Genomic DNA, 18,744 nt, shown 5'->3' on the forward strand with positions numbered 1-18,744 from the left:
GATGCCGGGCGACAACGTGACCATGGACGTCACGCTGATCGTGCCGGTGGCCATGGAGGAGAAGCTGCGCTTCGCCATCCGCGAGGGCGGCCGCACCGTCGGTGCCGGCGTCGTCGCCGCCATCAACGACTAAGCCAGGACGGATCGGCGCGTCGCGAGGCGCGCCGATCCGCCAGACGGCGTACCTTTCGCAGCTTGCGTCTCATCGCGGCGCGAACATGTCCCGGTCCGGCCGGGATGCCAGGTGCCAATCTGCAGATCTGATGTGATTCCCGCCGGCCTTCGTCTTGACGGAGCGCCGGCGCTGCTTTGTCATGTCTCGACCGTGCTCCGGTGGAGACTCATATGTCCGCTGGTCTTCTTCGCCGCGCCCTGGATTTGCTGGTCCTGATCTGTGCCGGGGCCCCAATCGCGCTCGGTGGGGCGCGCGCCGATGATTTGAGCGACGGGCGATTCCGCGACGAGGTGGCGGCGCTGGTCCGGGTTCTGCAACCGGCGGCCGAGATCCGTCTCGATTCCGATCCGGGGCAGATCAATGTCGGGCCCAGGACGATCGCCCTCACAAACCTGTACCCGCGCGTTGCCAGGCTCACCGGCTCGGAACGCCGACGGGCCATCGCAGAATTCATTGCCGACGTTCTGGCGCGGTCCCAGCCCGCGACGGATCCCGGGGATTTCGCGGCCATCCAATCGCGGCTGCGCGTGCAACTCGTGCCGGAAGAGATCCTTCACCAGCGCCCGGAGATTGCCCACCGTCGGTTTTCCGAGACGCTGTTCGTTGTCTACGTGCTCGATGAACCGAAGCGGTACCAATACGTGACCCGCGCGATGCTCGCGGGCTGGCATGTCGAGCCCGCCCTGGTGGAGGCGACCGCCGTCAAGAACCTTGCGGCAACCTCGAAGGATGCTCCGTTCAGCCTCGGCGTCGGGGATGACACGCCGATCTTCGCCATCGCCGATTCGGGCGACGATTACGACGCCGCGCGGCTGCTGGTGCCGGACTACCTCGATCAGATGCGCCGCGCCTTGAAGGCGGACAGCATCACCCTGGCCGCTCCCACCCGGAATGCGCTGATGGCCTGGCCCGCCGATAGCGCTGCGCGGCACGAACTGGCCGCAGAGGCGACCAAGCAGATGCGGGCCGGCCCCTACGGTCGCAGCGACGAGCTGTTCCACTTCGACCGAAACGGATTGCGTCCCTTGACCGCTGCGGAGCGCGCGGATCACGGCCGTTGACGCTGCGCAGCCGCGGGATGCCCGAAGGACCCACCGCTCCGGTCAGGATCGGGTGGGACGGACAGGCCCGCGAGGGCCGCATTTTGCTTTCTCGGGCCTGTCCGTGTCGCCGAACCTCTTGCAAGCGGCGCCGCGATCGGGCATTGGGCGGGACGCTAGGAGTGTAGCTCAACTGGTCAGAGCGCCGGTCTCCAAAACCGGAGGTTGCGGGTTCGAGTCCCTCCACTCCTGCCAGATATCTCACCCACCCCCGCGCGGTCGCCCCGGTCGACAAGCCGGCGGAGTTGCGCTAGAGCGGGCGCAATCCGAGATCTGAAGCGACCGTCGGTGCGGGCCCGTCCAGGCCCTCGGTGCCGGATGTTCGCGTTCCCGGAAGCAGGCCCTGCCTCGGGCCCGCGCACGCAAAAAACACTGGCGCCATGGCATCGAACGAAGCGACCAAGAAGGTGGATGTGGCGCGCGGCGCGGCTCGCGGTCCCGCGAACACGCCGCCAGCCCGCCCGGCCACGCCCGCCAAGGTGCCGCAGAAGCGCGTGACCCCGGGGGAGTTCTTCTCCCAGGTCCGCGACGAGGCCCGCAAGGTCACGTGGCCGTCCCGCCGCGAGACCACGATCACCACCATCATGGTGTTCGTGATGGTCGTGGTGACGAGCCTGTTCTTCACGGTGGTTGACCAGGCCCTGCGCTTCGTGGTCGGCCTGGTGCTCGGCCTCTAGAGCATCGTCCCGAAAGGTGGCCTCCGGCTTTCGGGAAAAGATGATGCGTTGAGGGGGGCGAATCGATCGGGGGAGACCTCGCGGACTTGTCGGAGTTGAACGGAACCGTGTCGAAGCGCTGGTACATCGTCCACGCCTACTCGAACTTCGAGAACAAGGTCGCCCAGTCCATCAAGGACCAGGCGGCTCAGCGCGGGCTGACCGAGCTGTTCGACGAGGTGATGGTCCCGACCGAGAAGGTCGTCGAGGTGCGCCGCGGCCGGAAGGTCGATGCCGAGCGCAAATTCTTCCCCGGCTACGTCCTGGTGAAGTGCGATCTGACCGACGAGGTCTACCACCTCATCAAGAACACCCCGAAGGTCACGGGCTTCCTCGGGGCCGACAAGTCGAAACCGGTTCCGATCCCCGACGCCGAGGCGGAGCGGATCAAGGGCCAGGTCGCTGAGGGTGTCGACCGTCCGAAGCCGTCGATCGCGTTCGAGATCGGCGAGACCGTCCGGGTCGCCGACGGCCCGTTCGCGAGCTTCAACGGCACCGTCGAGGAGATCGACGAGGCTCGGTCCCGCCTGAAGGTGGCCGTGTCGATCTTCGGACGCGCCACCCCGGTGGAGCTGGAATACGCCCAGGTCGAGAAGGCCTGAGGCTTCAAGACACGCGGCGGCCGGTTTTTCGGCGGCCGATGCTCTTCCGGCCGGCGCTGCGCGTCGGTCGCGAAGCGGCCGTCCCCGTATAGAGGGCGGTCTCACACGCGGGAGATCCGCCCGGCCTCGCCTCCGGGACCCACGGATCGCACCGCGACCTGCAATCGTCCGATCCGCCCGCGCTTAGGCAGCCCGGCGGCGGACGCAGTTTTGGGAGTTGTCCCATGGCGAAGAAGATCACGGGCTACGTGAAGCTTCAGGTCCCGGCCGGCGCGGCGAACCCGTCGCCCCCGATCGGCCCCGCGCTCGGTCAGCGCGGCCTCAACATCATGGAATTCTGCAAGGCCTTCAACGCGAAGACCGCGCAGATGGAGAAGGGCACCCCGATCCCGGTGATCATCACCGCGTATCAGGATCGCTCGTTCACCTTCGAGATGAAGCAGCCGCCGGTCACCTTCTTCCTGAAGAAGGCGGTCGGTCTGAAGATCGGCAAGAAGCCGGCTTCCGGCTCGAAGACCCCCGGTAAGGGCCCGTCCGTCGGCAAGATCTCCGAGGCGCAGCTGCGCGAGATCGCCGAGAAGAAGATGCCCGACCTCAATTGCGACTCGGTCGAAGCGGCCGTCGCCATGATCCGCGGCTCTGCCCGGGCCATGGGCCTCGAAATCACGGCCTGAGGGAGGACATCATGGCACGCGAAGGAAAGCGCATCCGCGCCGCCCGCGAGGGCATCGAGGTGACCAAGCTCTACCCGCTGGATGAGGCGATCAAGCTGGTCAAGGAGCGGGCGACCGCGAAGTTCGACGAGACCATCGAGGTCTCGATGAATCTCGGCGTCGATCCGCGTCACGCCGACCAGATGGTCCGCGGCGTCTGCAACCTGCCGAACGGCTCCGGCCGGACGGTCCGCGTGGCGGTCTTCGCCCGCGGCGCCAAGGCGGACGACGCCAAGGCGGCGGGTGCCGACATCGTCGGCGCCGAGGATCTCCTGGAGATCGTCCAGAGCGGCAAGATCGAGTTCGATCGCTGCATCGCCACCCCGGACATGATGCCGCTGGTCGGTCGTCTCGGTAAGGTGCTGGGCCCGCGCGGCCTGATGCCGAACCCGAAGGTCGGCACCGTCACTATGGACGTGAAGAGCGCCGTGGCCGGCGCCAAGGGCGGCTCGGTGGAGTTCCGCGTCGAGAAGGCCGGCATCGTCCATGCCGGCGTCGGCAAGGTCTCGTTCGACGCCGATAAGCTCGTCGAGAACATCAAGGCCTTCGCCGACGCGGTCGCCAAGGCGAAGCCGGCGGGCGCCAAGGGCACCTACGTTCAGCGCATCGCCGTCACCTCGACGATGGGCCCGGGCGTGAAGGTCGAGCCGAGCACGGTTCTGACCGCCTGAGCCGCGGCTCACCGCACTTACGAAGCGCCCGGCCGGAAACGGCCGGGCGTTTTGCGTTGGGAGGCCCGGCGCAAAAACCCTTTGCGGATAAGACGCTGCCTTTTCCTGGACGCCTGGAACGACAGTGGAAGGTGATCCGGGATCCAGCTAAAAGATGTGCCGCGTAGCGGCTCAATTGAAGTGCAACGCTGTTGCGAAGGACGCTTCGCGCCGTCTTATGCTGGGTCCCGGGTCGCATTCCGCTCCCGCTCCATGCGCCCGGGAAAGGCGTCGTCGAATCGGAGACGCTTCGTCATATCTGCCTCTGTTTCGGGAGGTGGATGATGGAGCGCCGGTCCCATGTCTACATGCTGGCCAGTCGGCGGAATGGAACGCTCTACACCGGCTCGACCATCGACCTCGCACGACGCATCCATGAGCATCGCACCGGTGCCATGCCCGGGTTCACCCGTGACTACGGCGTGACGATGCTGGTTTGGTACGAAGAATATCCGCGCATCATCGATGCCCGCATCCGGGAGTATGCGATCAAGCGCTGGCGCCGTGCGTGCAAGCTCGCGCTGATCGAGGCGTTCAACCCGGCCTGGCGCGATCTCTACGAGGAGCTCGGGTTTTGAGCCGCTGCGCGGCGAATTCTGTGCTGGGTCCCGGATCAGGTTCCGCTTCGCTGCACCTGTCCGGGAAAGGGGCGGGGGCCAAGGAACCGGGACGCCCTTTCCCGGGCGCATGCAGCGTCAGCGGAATGCGAGCCGGGACCCAGCATATGAAGTGCCGCGTAGCGGCTCTTTAGCACCGCCCTTCACGTCATTCTCAACCGTAAAGGGGGGCGCCATCCGCGACGGCTGTGCTAGATAGGCCTCCATGCGCAGCACTGTCTCCGTCACGACCCGCCGACGCATCTTGTGCGTCTTCCCCGCCTACACGCCGTCATTCGGCACGTTCTCGCACGCCTACCCCCTTATGGGGGGCGTCAAGGCGTTCATGCCCCCGCAGGGCCTCCTTGTGATCGCGGCCTACATGCCGGAGAGCTGGGAGTACCGCTTCATCGACGAGAACATCCGGCGCGCCTCAGCCCAGGATTTCGCCTGGGCGGACGCCGTGTTCGTCTCCGGGATGCACATCCAGGAGGGCCAGATCCACGATATCGGCCGGCGCGCCCATGCGGCCGGCAAGGTCGCGGCCCTGGGCGGCCCCTCGGTATCCGGGGCGCGGGAAAAGTACCCGGATTTCGATTATCTCCATGTCGGCGAGATCGGCGATGCCACCGACCGGCTGATCGAGCGTCTCGATGCCGACGTCGCCCGGCCGACCCAGCAGGTGGTGTTCGAGACCGAGGAGCGCCTGGCGCTCTCCGACTTCCCGGCCCCGGCCTACGAGGCGGCCCCGCTCAAGCGCTACCTGATCGGCTCGCTGCAGTTCTCCTCCGGCTGCCCGTATCGCTGCGAGTTCTGCGACATTCCCCAGCTCTACGGCCGCCAGCCCCGGCTGAAGAGCCCCGAGCAGATGTGCGCCGAGCTCGACGCGATCATCAGCCAGCCCGGGCATCCGGCGGTGGTCTACTTCGTTGACGACAACTTCATCGCCAACCGCAAGGCGACCCGCGAGATGCTGCCCCATCTCGTGGCGTGGCAGAAGAAGAACGACTACCCGCTGCAATTCGCCTGCGAGGCGACCCTCAACATGGCCAAGCAGCCCGAGATCCTCGAGCTGATGCGCCAGGCCAATTTCATGACCGTGTTCGTCGGCATCGAGACGCCGGAGGCGGACGCGCTCAAGGGCATCGACAAGACCCACAACGCCGCCGTGCCGATGTACGAGGCGATCGAGATCCTCAATTCCTATGGGCTCGAAGTCACCTCGGGCATCATCCTCGGGCTCGATACCGACAGCGACAAGTCCGAGCAGAACCTGATCGACTTCATCGACAAGTCGGCGATCCCGGTCCTGACCATCAACCTGCTCCAGGCCCTGCCCAAGACCCCGCTGTGGGACCGACTGGAACGCGAGGGGCGGCTGGTCCACGACGCGGCGCTGGAATCGAACGTCCTGTTCAAGCGCCCGCACGACACCGTGGTGTCGAGCTGGCGCCGGGCGATCGCGCATGCCTACGAGCCGGAGCAGCTGTTCGCCCGGTTCAAGCACCAGTGTGAGACCACCTATCCGAACCGGATCGTGACGCCGACGAAGGGCAAGCTCACCTTCACGAACCTGCGCCGCGGCCTGATCCTCGGCTTCAACATCATCACGCGGGTCGGGCTGCTCTCGGATTACCGCAGGCCGTTCTGGAGCGCGGCGGGCTATGCCCTGAAGCGCGGGCAGATCGAGGCGGTGTTCAACATGGGCTTCGTCGCCCACCACCTGATCCGCTTCACCCGCGAAGCGCTCCGCGGCGAGCACAACGCCTCCTTCTACGCCGCCAAGGCCGCCGAGGCCGAGGATGCGCGGCGCCGTTCGTGGTGGGAGACCGCCCGGCGCAAGCTGGTGCCGGAGCGCGAGGCGGCCTAGTCTGCCGTCAGATGCCTCGGCAGCCTGGAAGCCGCGTCATGGCCGATATCGACCTGAGTCCGGATCTCGACCGCTTCGTGCGGACTCAGGTTGCCACCGGTCGTTTTCGTGATGCAGCCGAGGTCGTGACGGCGGGGTTGCGGCTTCTTGAGGATCGGCTCTCCGTCGAATCGTTCAAGCACCGCGATGCTGTCCTGACCTCGATTCTCGCCGCCTTCGACGATCCGCAGCCTGGCGTTCCTGCACAGGTGGTCTTCGATCGGCTGGAGGATCGGCACGCTCACCGAGTCGCGAACGGTGGCAAAGCTTGAGGTCGCGCTTCAGGCGCAAGCCATCGCGGATCTCGAAGCGCTCTACGATCATATAGCTCAAGACAGCCCGGACCGCGCGATCGCCTTCATTCGGCGGATCCGCGAACGCTGTGAGCGCCTGTCCGAAATGCCGCGGGCCGGACGGACTCGCGACGATCTGCGGATCGGGCTTCGACTCGTGGCTTTCGAGCGTCGGGTCGTGATCGCCTATGCGTTGCGCGAAGACCGTCTCGACATCCTGCGTGTCCTGTATCGTGGACGAGACGTCGAAGCGCTGCTCAGTGAAGCTGAAGGGGAGCCGTGAGGGAGACATGCGTCCCAGGCCGATCTTCCGCGCCGGCCCTTGCCTGCGGCGGAAAAGTCGCGCTTCGGCTCTTGGCAGGCGGCTTGCTAGCCTCTATACACCGCGCCTTACGCATTTCATCCTCACGGAAGGAGACGGCCAATCGGCCGGTTTCCGCATGAAATGTCGCCCGGGCAACCGGGTGGCAATGGCCGGCAGGATCCTGAGGGCGACGAGCCCCGCGGAGCCGTGTCCGGCCATGTCCTGTCCGAGACTGCAGGTGCCGGTTCGCCGGCTTAATCCACGACCAGCCTGCACAGACGGGGAAGACCGAACTTAGGAAAAGCCTCGCTGCGGCAAACGCCGTGGAGGGGTGTCGGTTTGAACCAACTCACCCGAAGCGGCCCCCCGGGGCACGTGCGGGGACAGGGCCGCGAAGCGTCGTTCGGACGTTCCCGGTCTCTTGAAGGCCGAGACAACGTCCGGACGGCATGTGCAACCGGCGGACCCAAGATCGGGTTCCGCCAACCGGAGAGAGCCCAGTGGACCGGACAGCAAAAGCTGACCTCGTCTCGACGCTCAACGGCGTGTTCAATCAGAGCGCCGTCGTCGTCGTGGCCCACTACAAGGGCCTCACGGTCGCCGATATGCAGAAGCTGCGTTCGCAGATGAAGCAGGCCGGCGCCACCGTGAAGGTCGCCAAGAACAGCCTCGCCGGCATCGCACTCGATGGTACGGACGTCGCCTCCATCAAGCCGCTCCTGAAGGGCCCGACCCTGCTCGCCTATTCCGGCGACCCGGTTGCCGCCGCCAAGGTCGCGGTCGATTTCGCCAAGACGAACGACAAGCTCGTGATTCTCGGCGGCGCGATGGGGACGACAACCCTGAACCCGGACGGCGTGAAGGCCCTCGCCTCGCTCCCGTCCCTCGACGAACTGCGCGCCAAGATCGTGGGCCTCGTACAGGCGCCCGCGACCAAGATCGCCCAGGTCGTCAATGCGCCGGCGGCCAAGCTCGCCCGCGTGTTCGGGGCCTATGCCACCAAGGACGAGGCCGCCTGAGGGCCTTCAAAAACCATTCGTTCGAACCGATATCTGAGAGGAATAGAAAATGGCTGATCTTGCCAAGCTCGTCGACGACCTGTCCTCGCTGACCGTTCTCGAGGCCGCCGACCTGGCCAAGATGCTCGAAGAGAAGTGGGGCGTCTCGGCTGCTGCCGCCGTCGCCGTCGCCGCTGGCCCGGCCGCTGGTGGCGGTGCCGCCGCCGTCGAGGAGCAGACCGAGTTCACCGTCGTGCTGGCTGCCGCCGGCGACAAGAAGATCGAGGTCATCAAGGAAGTCCGCGCCATCACCGGCCTGGGCCTCAAGGAAGCCAAGGACCTCGTCGAGGGCGCTCCGAAGCCGGTCAAGGAGAGCGTCACCAAGGACGAGGCTGAGAAGCTCAAGGCCCAGCTCGAGAAGGCTGGCGCCAAGGTCGAGCTCAAGTAAGTCGATGATGGGCCGGTTCCGGCCCATCACCCCACGGAGGCCCGCTGCGGGCCTGTCGTGACTGGAGCCCGCGGGTGCAGCACCCGCGGGCTTTAGGCCGCTTCGGCGGAGGGCCCTGAATCGGGCCAGAGAGATTTCGGTTCGGTGGCGCGGTCCGGCGGGGCGCGCGTCACAGTCCGGCGCGGGAGGTCCCTTTCGGGAACGCTTCCCCGGGCGCGAGGCACGCGGGATGGAGCGAGTTCACATGGCCAACACGCTGGTCGGTCGCAAGCGCATTCGGAAGTTCTTCGGCAAGATCAAGGAAGTCGCCGAGATGCCGAACCTCATCGAGGTTCAAAAGGCATCCTACGATCAGTTCCTCATGGTCGACGAGCCGGAGGGCGGCCGCGGCGATGAAGGCCTCCAGAGCGTGTTCAAGTCGGTGTTCCCGATCTCGGACTTCGCCTCGACGGCCCTGCTCGAATTCGTGCGCTACACCTTCGAGCAGCCGAAATACGACGTCGACGAGTGTCGCCAGCGCGGCATCACCTTCGCGGCCCCGCTGAAGGTGACGCTGCGGCTGATCGTGTTCGATGTCGATCCGGACACCCAGGCCAAGTCGGTCAAGGACATCAAGGAGCAGGACGTCTACATGGGCGACATGCCCCTGATGACGGAGAACGGCACCTTCATCGTCAACGGCACCGAGCGCGTAATCGTCTCGCAGATGCACCGCTCGCCGGGCGTGTTCTTCGACCACGACAAGGGCAAGACCCACTCCTCGGGCAAGCTCCTGTTCGCCGCCCGCATCATCCCGTATCGCGGCTCCTGGCTCGACGTCGAGTTCGACGCCAAGGACATCGTCCACGTCCGCATCGACCGCAAGCGCAAGCTGCCGGCGACGTCGCTGCTCTACGCGCTGGGCCTCGACGGCGAGGAGATCCTGTCGACCTTCTACAACCGCGTGGTCTACGACCGCGACGGCGCCGAGTGGCGCGTCCCGTTCGATCCCGAGCGCATGAAGGGCATGAAGGCGACCGTCGACCTGATCGACGCCGATTCCGGCGAGGTCGTTCTCGAGGCCGGCAAGAAGCTCAACGCCCGCAACGCCCGTCAGATCACCGACAAGGGCACCAAGTACCTCAAGGCCACCGACGAGGATCTGGTCGGCCAGTACATCGCCGAGGACCTGGTCAACACCGAGACCGGCGAGATCTGGGCCGAGGCCGGCGAGGAGATCTCCGAGAAGCTCCTGAAGAGCCTGGAGGAGATCGGCATTTCCGAGCTTCCGGTGCTCGACATCGACCACGTCAACGTCGGTCCCTACATCCGCAACACGCTGGCGGTGGACAAGAATTCCAACCGCGAAGGCGCGCTGTTCGACATCTACCGGGTCATGCGTCCCGGTGAGCCGCCGACGCTCGACACCGCCGAGGCGATGTTTCACTCGCTGTTCTTCGATTCCGAGCGCTACGACCTCTCGGCGGTTGGCCGCGTGAAGATGAACATGCGTCTCGACCTCGACGCCGCCGACACGGTCCGCACCCTCCGCAAGGAAGACATGCTGGCGGTGGTCAAGGCGCTGGTCGAGCTGCGTGACGGCAAGGGCGAGATCGACGACATCGATCACCTCGGCAACCGCCGGGTGCGTTCGGTCGGCGAGCTGATGGAGAACCAGTACCGCCTCGGCCTGCTCCGCATGGAGCGCGCGATCCGCGAGCGCATGAGCCAGGTCGATATCGACACGGTGATGCCGCAGGACCTGATCAACGCCAAGCCGGCGGCGGCGGCGGTGCGCGAGTTCTTCGGCTCGTCGCAGCTCTCGCAGTTCATGGACCAGACCAACCCGCTCTCCGAGGTCACGCACAAGCGCCGCCTCTCGGCGCTTGGCCCGGGCGGTCTGACCCGCGAGCGCGCCGGGTTCGAGGTGCGCGACGTGCACCCGACCCATTACGGCCGCATCTGCCCGATCGAGACGCCGGAAGGCCCGAACATCGGCCTGATCAACTCGCTGGCGACCTTCGCCCGGGTGAACAAGTACGGCTTCATCGAGACCCCGTTCCGCCGCGTCCGCGACGGCGTGGTCACCAATGAGGTCGCCTACCTCTCGGCCATGGAGGAGGCGAAGTACTACGTCGCCCAGGCCAACGCCCAGATGGACGAGAACAAGAAGCTGACGGAAGACCTCGTGGTCTGCCGCCGGGCCGGCGACGTGATCGTCGTGGGCCCCGAGCGCGTCGACCTCATGGACGTCTCGCCCAAGCAGCTCGTCTCGGTCGCCGCGGCGCTGATCCCGTTCCTCGAGAACGACGACGCCAACCGCGCCCTCATGGGCTCGAACATGCAGCGGCAGGCCGTGCCGCTGGTGCGTGCCGACGCGCCGTTCGTTGGCACCGGCATGGAGGCGGTCGTTGCCCGCGATTCCGGCGCGGCCATCGCGGCGCGCCGCTCCGGCATCGTCGATCAGGTGGACGCCACCCGTATCGTCATCCGGGCCACCGAGGAGGCCGACGCCACCAAGCCGGGCGTCGACATCTACCGCCTGCAGAAGTTCCAGCGCTCCAACCAGTCGACCTGCATCACGCAGAAGCCGCTGGTCCGCGTCGGCGAGCCGGTGAAGAAGGGCGAGATCATCGCCGACGGTCCGTCGACGGAATTCGGCGAGCTGGCGCTCGGCCGGAACGTGCTCGTCGCGTTCATGCCGTGGAACGGCTACAACTTCGAAGATTCGATCCTGCTCTCCGAGCGGATCGTGAAGGATGACGTGTTCACCTCGATCCACATCGAGGAGTTCGAGGTGATGGCCCGCGACACCAAGCTCGGGCCGGAGGAAATCACCCGCGACATCCCGAACGTCTCCGAGGAAGCGCTCAAGAACCTCGACGAGGCCGGCATCGTCTATATCGGTGCCGAGGTGAATGCCGGCGACATCCTGGTCGGCAAGATCACCCCGAAGGGCGAGAGCCCGATGACGCCGGAGGAGAAGCTCCTGCGCGCCATCTTCGGCGAGAAGGCCTCGGACGTGCGCGACACCTCCCTGCGGGTGCCGCCGGGCGTCACCGGCACGATCGTCGAGGTGCGGGTGTTCAACCGGCACGGCGTCGATAAGGACGAGCGCGCCCAGGCGATCGAGCGCGAGGAGATCGAGCGGCTCGCCAAGGACCGCGACGACGAGCAGGCGATCCTGGACCGCAACACCTACGCCCGCCTGGCGGACGTGCTGATCGGTCAGGCGCCGGTGGCCGGCCCGAAGGGCTTCAAGAAGGACACCACGCTCACCCGTGAGCTGATCAACGACTACCCGCGCTCGCAATGGTGGCAGTTCGCCGTCATCGAAGACCGTCTCATGACCGAGATGGAAGCGATGCAGAAGCAGTACGACGAGTCGAAGAAGCGCCTCGAGCAGCGCTTCCTCGACAAGGTCGAGAAGCTGCAGCGCGGCGACGAGCTGCCCCCCGGCGTCATGAAGATGGTCAAGGTCTTCGTGGCGGTGAAGCGCAAGATCCAGCCGGGCGACAAGATGGCCGGCCGTCACGGCAACAAGGGTGTCGTGTCGCGGATCGTGCCGATCGAGGACATGCCGTTCCTGGAAGACGGGACCCATGCCGACATCGTGCTCAACCCGCTGGGCGTGCCCTCGCGCATGAACGTCGGCCAGATCCTGGAGACCCATCTGGGCTGGGCGGCTGCGGGCCTGGGTCGCAAGGTCTCGAAGGCGGTGGATGCCTATCTGAAGTCGCACGACATCGCGCCGCTGCGTCAGGAGATGGAGGCGATCTACTCGCCGGGCGAGCTCGACGGCCTGACCGACGAGGAGCTGGCCGAGGCCGGCAACAACGTCCGTCGCGGCGTGCCGATGGCCACCCCGGTGTTCAACGGCGCCAAGGAGGCCGACATCGAGCAGATGCTCGAGATGGCCGGTCTCGACCGCTCGGCGCAGTCGACCCTCTACGACGGCCGCTCCGGCGAGCCCTTCGACCGCAAGGTGACGATGGGCTACATCTACATGCTGAAGCTGCACCACCTGGTGGACGACAAGATCCACGCCCGGTCGATCGGCCCGTACTCGCTCGTCACCCAGCAGCCGCTGGGCGGTAAGGCGCAGTTCGGCGGTCAGCGCTTCGGCGAGATGGAGGTCTGGGCGCTGGAGGCCTACGGCGCGGCCTACACGCTGCAGGAGATGCTGACGGTGAAGTCGGACGACGTGGCCGGCCGCACCAAGGTCTACGAGGCGATCGTCCGCGGCGACGACACCTTCGAGGCTGGCATCCCCGAATCGTTCAACGTGCTCGTCAAGGAGATGCGCTCGCTCGGCCTCAACGTCGAGCTGACGTCCTCCAAGAAGGCCGCGAACGATCAGCTGGAGCCGCCGGCCGACGCCGCCGAGTAGCGGAGTCGCACCAACACCTCCCGTGGCGGCGTCGCGCCGCCACGGTCGAGCGGGGAGGGGCGGGGCCTCCGCATGACGACGGCCAGCGGCGCTCGAACGGGGCGCGGCGCCGGATCTTTTTCAGGACACGGGGGCCCGGCGCGGGGCCACCGGCGTCAACAAGGAGCGGATCATGAACCAAGAGGTCATGAACCTTTTCAACCAGCAGGCCACACCGGTCAGCTTCGATCAGATCAAGATTTCGATCTCGTCGCCGGAGAAGATCCTCTCCTGGTCGTACGGCGAGATCAAGAAGCCGGAGACCATCAACTACCGGACCTTCAAGCCCGAGCGCGACGGCCTGTTCTGCGCGCGCATCTTCGGGCCGATCAAGGATTACGAGTGCTTGTGCGGCAAGTACAAGCGCATGAAGTACAAGGGTGTCATCTGTGAGAAGTGCGGCGTCGAGGTCACCCTCGCGCGCGTCCGGCGCGACCGCATGGGCCATATCGAGCTGGCCGCCCCGGTCGCCCACATCTGGTTCCTGAAGTCGCTGCCCTCGCGCATCGGCCTGCTGCTCGACATGGCCCTCAAGGACCTCGAGCGGATCCTGTACTTCGAGTCCTACTGCGTCATCGAGCCGGGCCTCACCCCCCTGAAGGAGCGTCAGCTCCTGTCGGAGGAGGAGTACCTGCGCGCCCAGGAGGAGTACGGCGAGGACTCGTTCACCGCCATGATCGGCGCCGAGGCCATCCGGCGCATCCTCCAGGAGCTCGACCTCGACAAGATAGCCAACGATCTGCGCGAGGAGATCGCGGTCACCACCTCCGAGCTGAAGCCGAAGAAGCTCCTGAAGCGCCTCAAGATCATCGAGGCGTTCCAGATGTCCGGCAACAAGCCGGAGTGGATGATCCTCACCGTCGTCCCGGTGATCCCGCCGGACCTGCGCCCGCTGGTCCCGCTGGATGGCGGCCGCTTCGCGACCTCCGACCTGAACGACCTCTACCGCCGCGTCATCAACCGCAACAACCGCCTGAAGCGGCTGATCGAGCTGCGCGCCCCCGACATCATCATCCGCAACGAGAAGCGGATGCTGCAGGAGGCCGTCGACGCGTTGTTCGACAACGGCCGCCGCGGCCGCGTCATCACGGGTGCCAACAAGCGCCCGCTGAAGTCGCTCGCCGACATGCTGAAGGGCAAGCAGGGCCGGTTCCGCCAGAACCTGCTCGGCAAGCGCGTCGACTATTCCGGCCGTTCGGTCATCGTGGTCGGTCCCGAGCTGAAGCTGCACCAGTGCGGCCTGCCGAAGAAGATGGCGCTGGAGCTGTTCAAGCCGTTCATCTACGCGCGGCTGGACGCCAAGGGCTTCTCGGCAACGGTGAAGCAGGCCAAGAAGCTGGTCGAGAAGGAGAAGCCGGAGGTCTGGGACATCCTCGATGAGGTGATCCGCGAGCACCCGGTGATGCTGAACCGCGCGCCGACCCTGCACCGTCTCGGCATCCAGGCCTTCGAGCCGAAGCTGATCGAGGGCAAGGCGATCCAGCTGCACCCGCTGGTCTGCGCCGCGTTCAACGCCGACTTCGACGGCGACCAGATGGCCGTGCACGTCCCGTTGTCGCTCGAGGCGCAGCTGGAAGCGCGCGTCCTGATGATGTCGACCAACAACATCCTGCACCCGGCCAACGGTCAGCCGATCATCGTGCCGTCGCAGGATATCGTGCTCGGCCTCTACTACCTGTCGATCGTGGCCGACGGTTCGAAGGGCGCGTTCAATCCGGACAACCCCAAGAACCCGATGCAGGGCGTCTTCGGTGACATGGGCGAGCTGGAGCACGCGCTCGCGGCCAAGACCGTGTCGCTCCACACCAAGATCCGGTGGCGCTGGACCGGCATCGGCCCGGACAACCAGCCCCTGACCAAGACCTACGACACGACCCCCGGCCGGGTGATCCTGTCCGGCGCGCTGCCGAAGCACGCCAAGGTTCCCTTCGACGTCGTCAACAAGCTGATGACCAAGAAGGAGATCTCGGCGATGATCGACACCGTCTACCGCCACTGCGGTCAGAAGGAGTCGGTGATCTTCTGTGACCGGATCATGGCGCTCGGCTTCAACCACGCGTTCAAGGCCGGCATCTCGTTCGGCAAGGACGACATGGTCGTGCCGGACAACAAGTGGTCGATCGTCGACACCACGCGCACGCTCGTGAAGGACTACGAGCAGCAGTACAACGACGGCCTGATCACCCAGGGCGAGAAGTACAACAAGGTCGTCGATGCCTGGGCCAAGTGCTCGGACAAGCTGGCCGCCGAGATGATGAACCGCATCTCGAGCGTCCAGAAGGACGAGAACGGCGCCGACAAGCAGGTCAACTCGATCTACATGATGAGCCACTCCGGTGCCCGTGGCTCGCCCGCCCAGATGAAGCAGCTCGCCGCCATGCGTGGCCTGATGGCCAAGCCCTCGGGCGAGATCATCGAGACGCCGATCATCTCGAACTTCAAGGAAGGTCTGGACGTGCTGGAGTACTTCAACTCCACGCACGGTGCCCGTAAGGGCCTCGCCGACACCGCCCTGAAGACCGCCAATTCCGGCTACCTGACCCGCCGCCTCGTCGACGTGGCCCAGGACGCCGTGATCCGCGAGGTGGATTGCGGCACGACCAACGGCATCAAGATGCGCGCCATCGTGGATGCCGGCCAGGTCGTGGCGACGCTGGCGACCCGCATCCTCGGCCGTGCCACCGCCGAGGATCTGGTGTCGGCCGACGGCACGGTGATCGTGAAGACCGGCGAGACCATCGAGGAGAAGCACCTGCCCGCCATCCAGGCGGCCGGGATCCAGGAGGTGAAGATCCGCTCCGTGCTGGTCTGCGCCACCCGGAGCGGCGTCTGCGCCACCTGCTACGGGCGCGATCTGGCCCGCGGCACGCCCGTCAACATGGGCGAGGCCGTCGGCGTCATCGCGGCGCAGTCGATCGGCGAGCCGGGCACCCAGCTCACGATGCGCACCTTCCACATCGGTGGCGCTGCCCAGATCGCCGACTCGTCGTTTATCGAGTCGAGCTTCGAGGGCACGATCAAGATCCGCAACCGCGCGATCGCCAAGAACACCGATGGCGACCTCATCGCCACCGGCCGGAACGTGGCGGTCGTGATCGTCGGGTCGGACGGGGTCGAGCGGGCGGTTCACCGCCTGCAATACGGCGCCAAGCTCCGGGTCGACGAGGGCGACAAGATCAAGCGCGGCCAGCGGATCGCCGAGTGGGACCCCTACACCCGTCCGATCCTCACCGAGGTCGACGGCATCGTGGCCTACGAGGACCTGGTCGACGGCCAGTCCATGACCGAGACCACCGACGAGTCGACCGGCATCGCCAAGCGCGTGGTCGTCGACTGGCGCGGTTCGGCCCGGACCTCGGACCTCAAGCCGGCCATGGTGGTGGTCGATCGGGACGGAAAGCCCGTGAAGCTGCCGCGCGGCTCGGATGCCCGCTACTTCCTGCCCGTCGACGCCATCATCGGCTTCGATCCGGGCGGCAAGGTGCAGGCCGGCGACATCCTGGCCCGCGTCTCGACCGACTCGGCCAAGACCCGCGACATCACCGGCGGTCTGCCGCGGGTGGCGGAGCTGTTCGAGGCAAGGCGCCCGAAGGACGCGGCGATCATCGCCGAGAAGTCGGGCACCATCGCGTTCGGCCGCGACTACAAGAACAAGCGTCGGCTCACGCTGACGCCGCATGACGGCTCCGAGGCGGTGGAATACTTGATCCCGAAGGGCAAGCACATCCACCTGCAGGACGGCGACGTGGTGGAACTCGGCGATTACATCGTCGACGGAAACCCGGCCCCGCACGACATCCTGGCGATCAAGGGCGTGGAGGAACTCGCGGCCTACCTCGTCAACGAGATCCAGGAGGTCTACCGGCTGCAGGGCGTGTCGATCAACGACAAGCACATCGAGGTGATCGTCCGGCAGATGCTGCAGAAGGTCGAAGTCACCGACGGCGGCGATTCGGACATCCTCGCGGGTGACCAGATCGACCGGACGGAGCTGACCGAGTTCAACGAGAAGCTGCTTGCCGAGGGCAAGAAGCCGATCCAGGGCGTTCCGGTTCTGCTCGGCATCACCAAGGCGTCCCTGCAGACGAAGTCGTTCATCTCGGCGGCCTCGTTCCAGGAGACGACCCGGGTGCTGACCGAGGCTGCGGTCAACGGCAAGGTCGACCATCTGGAAGGCCTCAAGGAGAACGTCATCGTCGGCTCGCTCATCCCGGCGGGCACCGGCTCGATGGTGGCCGATATCCGCGCCGTGGCGCGCCGTCGCGATGCGATGATCCTGCAGCAGAAGCAGGCCGGCAGCGCCGCGGATCCGATGGAAGGACTGCCGCCCGCCGCCGAGTGACGCTTCGTCCCCGACAGCAGGCTTGAGATGAGACGGGGCGGCCTTCGGGCCGCCCTTTTTCGTGGCCGCCGCACGAATGAGCCCGCGTGCCGAAACCGGGACGTTCGGCGCGGGGCCGGCTTAACCGGGGCTCAACCATGCCGGGCGATAAATCCTCGTCGGCCGCGGAACCGCCCTGGAAACAGGGAGGATCGCACCGGCGCTGGGGCATCGCTGTGGATCTGTAGCCGTGCGTGCGAGACGAGGACGACGGGAATCGAACCTGCGCTGGCTCTCGGCCGCCATGACACCATGGCTGGCGGGGCTCGGCCTTCTGGTCTCGTTCACGGCCGATGCCGGCACCGAGAACGCGATCGGCTCGAGCCGGCTCGGGGCGATCGACGCCTTCACGGTCCCCGCCCTGCCACCCGGCACGGCGCTGATCGGATCCGCCCTGCGGCGTAGCGCCGACGAGCCGCTCCAGACGGTGCTCAAGACCGGCGCGCACGTCTTCCCGGTGGTGCAGCGGCAGGCCAAGGGCGACCCGTTCCAGCCGCCGGCCGCGAGCTTCGCCCGCCGCGCCGCCGCCCTGCGCGAGACCGGGGCCGCCCTGGTGTTCGGCGACGTCACCGGCAGCGTCAGCGGCGTGCTGAGCGCTGGCTCGGCGGTCTGGGATCCCGAGGCCGAGCCGGAGGCCGGCTTCGTGCCGGTGCCCGATCTCGGCCTGACCACGGGCACCGGGAGCGCCGCCTCCACGGGTGAGGGCAGCGCCGACCTGACCGAGGATGGCGAGACCGAGCGCCGCTACGACGGATCGACCCCGCCCGTGCCCCGGGCCGTGGCCCTGTCGTCGACCACGCCCGCGCCGGCCGACGCGATCCCGATCGAGGTGGCGGCCGCGAGCCTGGCGCTGCCCGATTTCGCGATCCGTCCCGATCGCCCGGAGACCCTGCAATCGGTCCCCGAGGATGCGCGCCGGCGCTACGCCGACCTGATCGATCCGGACTCCCTCGACAAGGAGCAGCGCTGCCTATCGGAAGCGGTGTATTTCGAGGCCCGCAGCGAATCCGAGGCCGGCCGGGCCGCCGTCGCCCAGGTGGTCCTGAACCGCGTGAAGAGCGGGCTCTATCCGAGCAGCGTCTGCGGCGTGGTCTACCAGAACCGGCATCATTACATGGGCTGCCAGTTCTCCTTCGCCTGCGAGGGCAAGTCCCTGCGCATCACCGATGCCGGCGCCTGGGAATCGGCGACCCGGATCGCCCGCTCGGTGATCGAGGGCCGGACCTACCTGGCCGAGGTCGGGGCCGCCACGCACTACCACGCCGACTACGTGCGGCCTGGCTGGGCGCGGCGCCTGCGCAAGATGGACGTCATCGGACGGCACATCTTCTACCAGCTCAAGCCCGGGCAGACCTGAGCGGCCTGCATCGGCAGGGGGCTCCTGCATTCGC

The 18,744-nt window shown here is 66.6% G+C and carries 14 protein-coding genes, 1 tRNA gene and 1 pseudogene; all 16 read left to right on the top strand.

All coding sequences use genetic code 11. The features are described from left to right. Positions 1–133, top strand: a pseudogene (gene tuf / locus MKK65_RS11295) (elongation factor Tu); the annotation flags it as partial. Between the two features lie 212 nt (positions 134–345). Continuing rightward, complete coding sequence (locus tag MKK65_RS11300) at positions 346–1,236, top strand: DUF1444 family protein (protein WP_243957753.1); 891 nt, start codon at positions 346–348, stop codon at positions 1,234–1,236. A 157-nt stretch (positions 1,237–1,393) separates the two neighbouring features. Next, positions 1,394–1,470 (top strand) — tRNA-Trp (locus MKK65_RS11305). Positions 1,471–1,655: 185 nt separating this feature from the next. Beyond that, the gene (gene secE, locus MKK65_RS11310; protein ID WP_007566058.1) at positions 1,656–1,952 is read left to right on the top strand and encodes a preprotein translocase subunit SecE; all 297 of its coding nucleotides are present in this window, start codon (positions 1,656–1,658) and stop codon (positions 1,950–1,952) included. Between the two features lie 107 nt (positions 1,953–2,059). Then, entirely contained in the window at positions 2,060–2,593 is a 534-nt protein-coding gene (gene nusG / locus MKK65_RS11315; RefSeq protein WP_007566056.1) for a transcription termination/antitermination protein NusG, read from the top strand. A 224-nt stretch (positions 2,594–2,817) separates the two neighbouring features. Next, a complete protein-coding gene (rplK, locus tag MKK65_RS11320; RefSeq protein ID WP_007566054.1) occupies positions 2,818–3,267 on the top strand; it encodes a 50S ribosomal protein L11 in 450 nt (149 codons plus the stop codon). Between the two features lie 11 nt (positions 3,268–3,278). After that, entirely contained in the window at positions 3,279–3,977 is a 699-nt protein-coding gene (gene rplA / locus MKK65_RS11325; protein WP_058194670.1) for a 50S ribosomal protein L1, read from the top strand. Positions 3,978–4,300: 323 nt separating this feature from the next. Next, complete coding sequence (locus MKK65_RS11330; protein WP_243957822.1) at positions 4,301–4,594, top strand: GIY-YIG nuclease family protein; 294 nt, start codon at positions 4,301–4,303, stop codon at positions 4,592–4,594. A gap of 244 nt (positions 4,595–4,838) precedes the next feature. Continuing rightward, the gene (locus tag MKK65_RS11335; RefSeq protein ID WP_243957755.1) at positions 4,839–6,482 is read left to right on the top strand and encodes a B12-binding domain-containing radical SAM protein; all 1,644 of its coding nucleotides are present in this window, start codon (positions 4,839–4,841) and stop codon (positions 6,480–6,482) included. A 38-nt stretch (positions 6,483–6,520) separates the two neighbouring features. Continuing rightward, the gene (locus tag MKK65_RS11340) at positions 6,521–6,793 is read left to right on the top strand and encodes a type II toxin-antitoxin system ParD family antitoxin (protein WP_243957756.1); all 273 of its coding nucleotides are present in this window, start codon (positions 6,521–6,523) and stop codon (positions 6,791–6,793) included. Next, positions 6,780–7,097, top strand: a complete 318-nt coding sequence (locus tag MKK65_RS11345) for a type II toxin-antitoxin system RelE/ParE family toxin (RefSeq protein WP_243957757.1) — start codon at positions 6,780–6,782, stop codon at positions 7,095–7,097. Before MKK65_RS11340 ends, MKK65_RS11345 begins: the two co-directional genes overlap by 14 nt. 521 nt (positions 7,098–7,618) lie before the next feature. Next, on the top strand, positions 7,619–8,137 hold the full coding sequence (gene rplJ, locus MKK65_RS11350) for a 50S ribosomal protein L10 (protein WP_050735285.1): 519 nt from the start codon (positions 7,619–7,621) through the stop codon (positions 8,135–8,137). 49 nt (positions 8,138–8,186) lie between these two features. Then, entirely contained in the window at positions 8,187–8,564 is a 378-nt protein-coding gene (gene rplL / locus MKK65_RS11355; RefSeq protein ID WP_058194675.1) for a 50S ribosomal protein L7/L12, read from the top strand. 244 nt (positions 8,565–8,808) lie between these two features. Further along, the gene (gene rpoB, locus MKK65_RS11360; RefSeq protein WP_243957759.1) at positions 8,809–12,933 is read left to right on the top strand and encodes a DNA-directed RNA polymerase subunit beta; all 4,125 of its coding nucleotides are present in this window, start codon (positions 8,809–8,811) and stop codon (positions 12,931–12,933) included. A 172-nt stretch (positions 12,934–13,105) separates the two neighbouring features. Continuing rightward, on the top strand, positions 13,106–17,314 hold the full coding sequence (gene rpoC, locus MKK65_RS11365; protein WP_058194677.1) for a DNA-directed RNA polymerase subunit beta': 4,209 nt from the start codon (positions 13,106–13,108) through the stop codon (positions 17,312–17,314). Between the two features lie 295 nt (positions 17,315–17,609). Beyond that, positions 17,610–18,710, top strand: a complete 1,101-nt coding sequence (locus tag MKK65_RS11370) for a cell wall hydrolase (RefSeq protein ID WP_243957823.1) — start codon at positions 17,610–17,612, stop codon at positions 18,708–18,710. Positions 18,711–18,744 lie beyond the last annotated feature (34 nt).

This window comes from Methylobacterium sp. J-001 (assembly GCF_022829565.1).
Lineage (GTDB): Bacteria > Pseudomonadota > Alphaproteobacteria > Rhizobiales > Beijerinckiaceae > Methylobacterium.

Excerpts from the sequence above, each read along its gene's own strand:
- rplA (WP_058194670.1), top strand. The coding sequence starts at position 3,279 with ATGGCACGCGAAGGAAAGCGCATCCGCGCCGCCCGCGAGGGCATCGAG.
- rplK (WP_007566054.1), top strand. The coding sequence starts at position 2,818 with ATGGCGAAGAAGATCACGGGCTACGTGAAGCTTCAGGTCCCGGCCGGC.
- MKK65_RS11340 (WP_243957756.1), top strand. The coding sequence starts at position 6,521 with ATGGCCGATATCGACCTGAGTCCGGATCTCGACCGCTTCGTGCGGACT.
- MKK65_RS11330 (WP_243957822.1), top strand. The coding sequence starts at position 4,301 with ATGGAGCGCCGGTCCCATGTCTACATGCTGGCCAGTCGGCGGAATGGA.
- rpoB (WP_243957759.1), top strand. The coding sequence starts at position 8,809 with ATGGCCAACACGCTGGTCGGTCGCAAGCGCATTCGGAAGTTCTTCGGC.
- rpoC (WP_058194677.1), top strand. The coding sequence starts at position 13,106 with ATGAACCAAGAGGTCATGAACCTTTTCAACCAGCAGGCCACACCGGTC.
- MKK65_RS11300 (WP_243957753.1), top strand. The coding sequence starts at position 346 with ATGTCCGCTGGTCTTCTTCGCCGCGCCCTGGATTTGCTGGTCCTGATC.
- secE (WP_007566058.1), top strand. The coding sequence starts at position 1,656 with ATGGCATCGAACGAAGCGACCAAGAAGGTGGATGTGGCGCGCGGCGCG.
- MKK65_RS11335 (WP_243957755.1), top strand. The coding sequence starts at position 4,839 with ATGCGCAGCACTGTCTCCGTCACGACCCGCCGACGCATCTTGTGCGTC.
- rplL (WP_058194675.1), top strand. The coding sequence starts at position 8,187 with ATGGCTGATCTTGCCAAGCTCGTCGACGACCTGTCCTCGCTGACCGTT.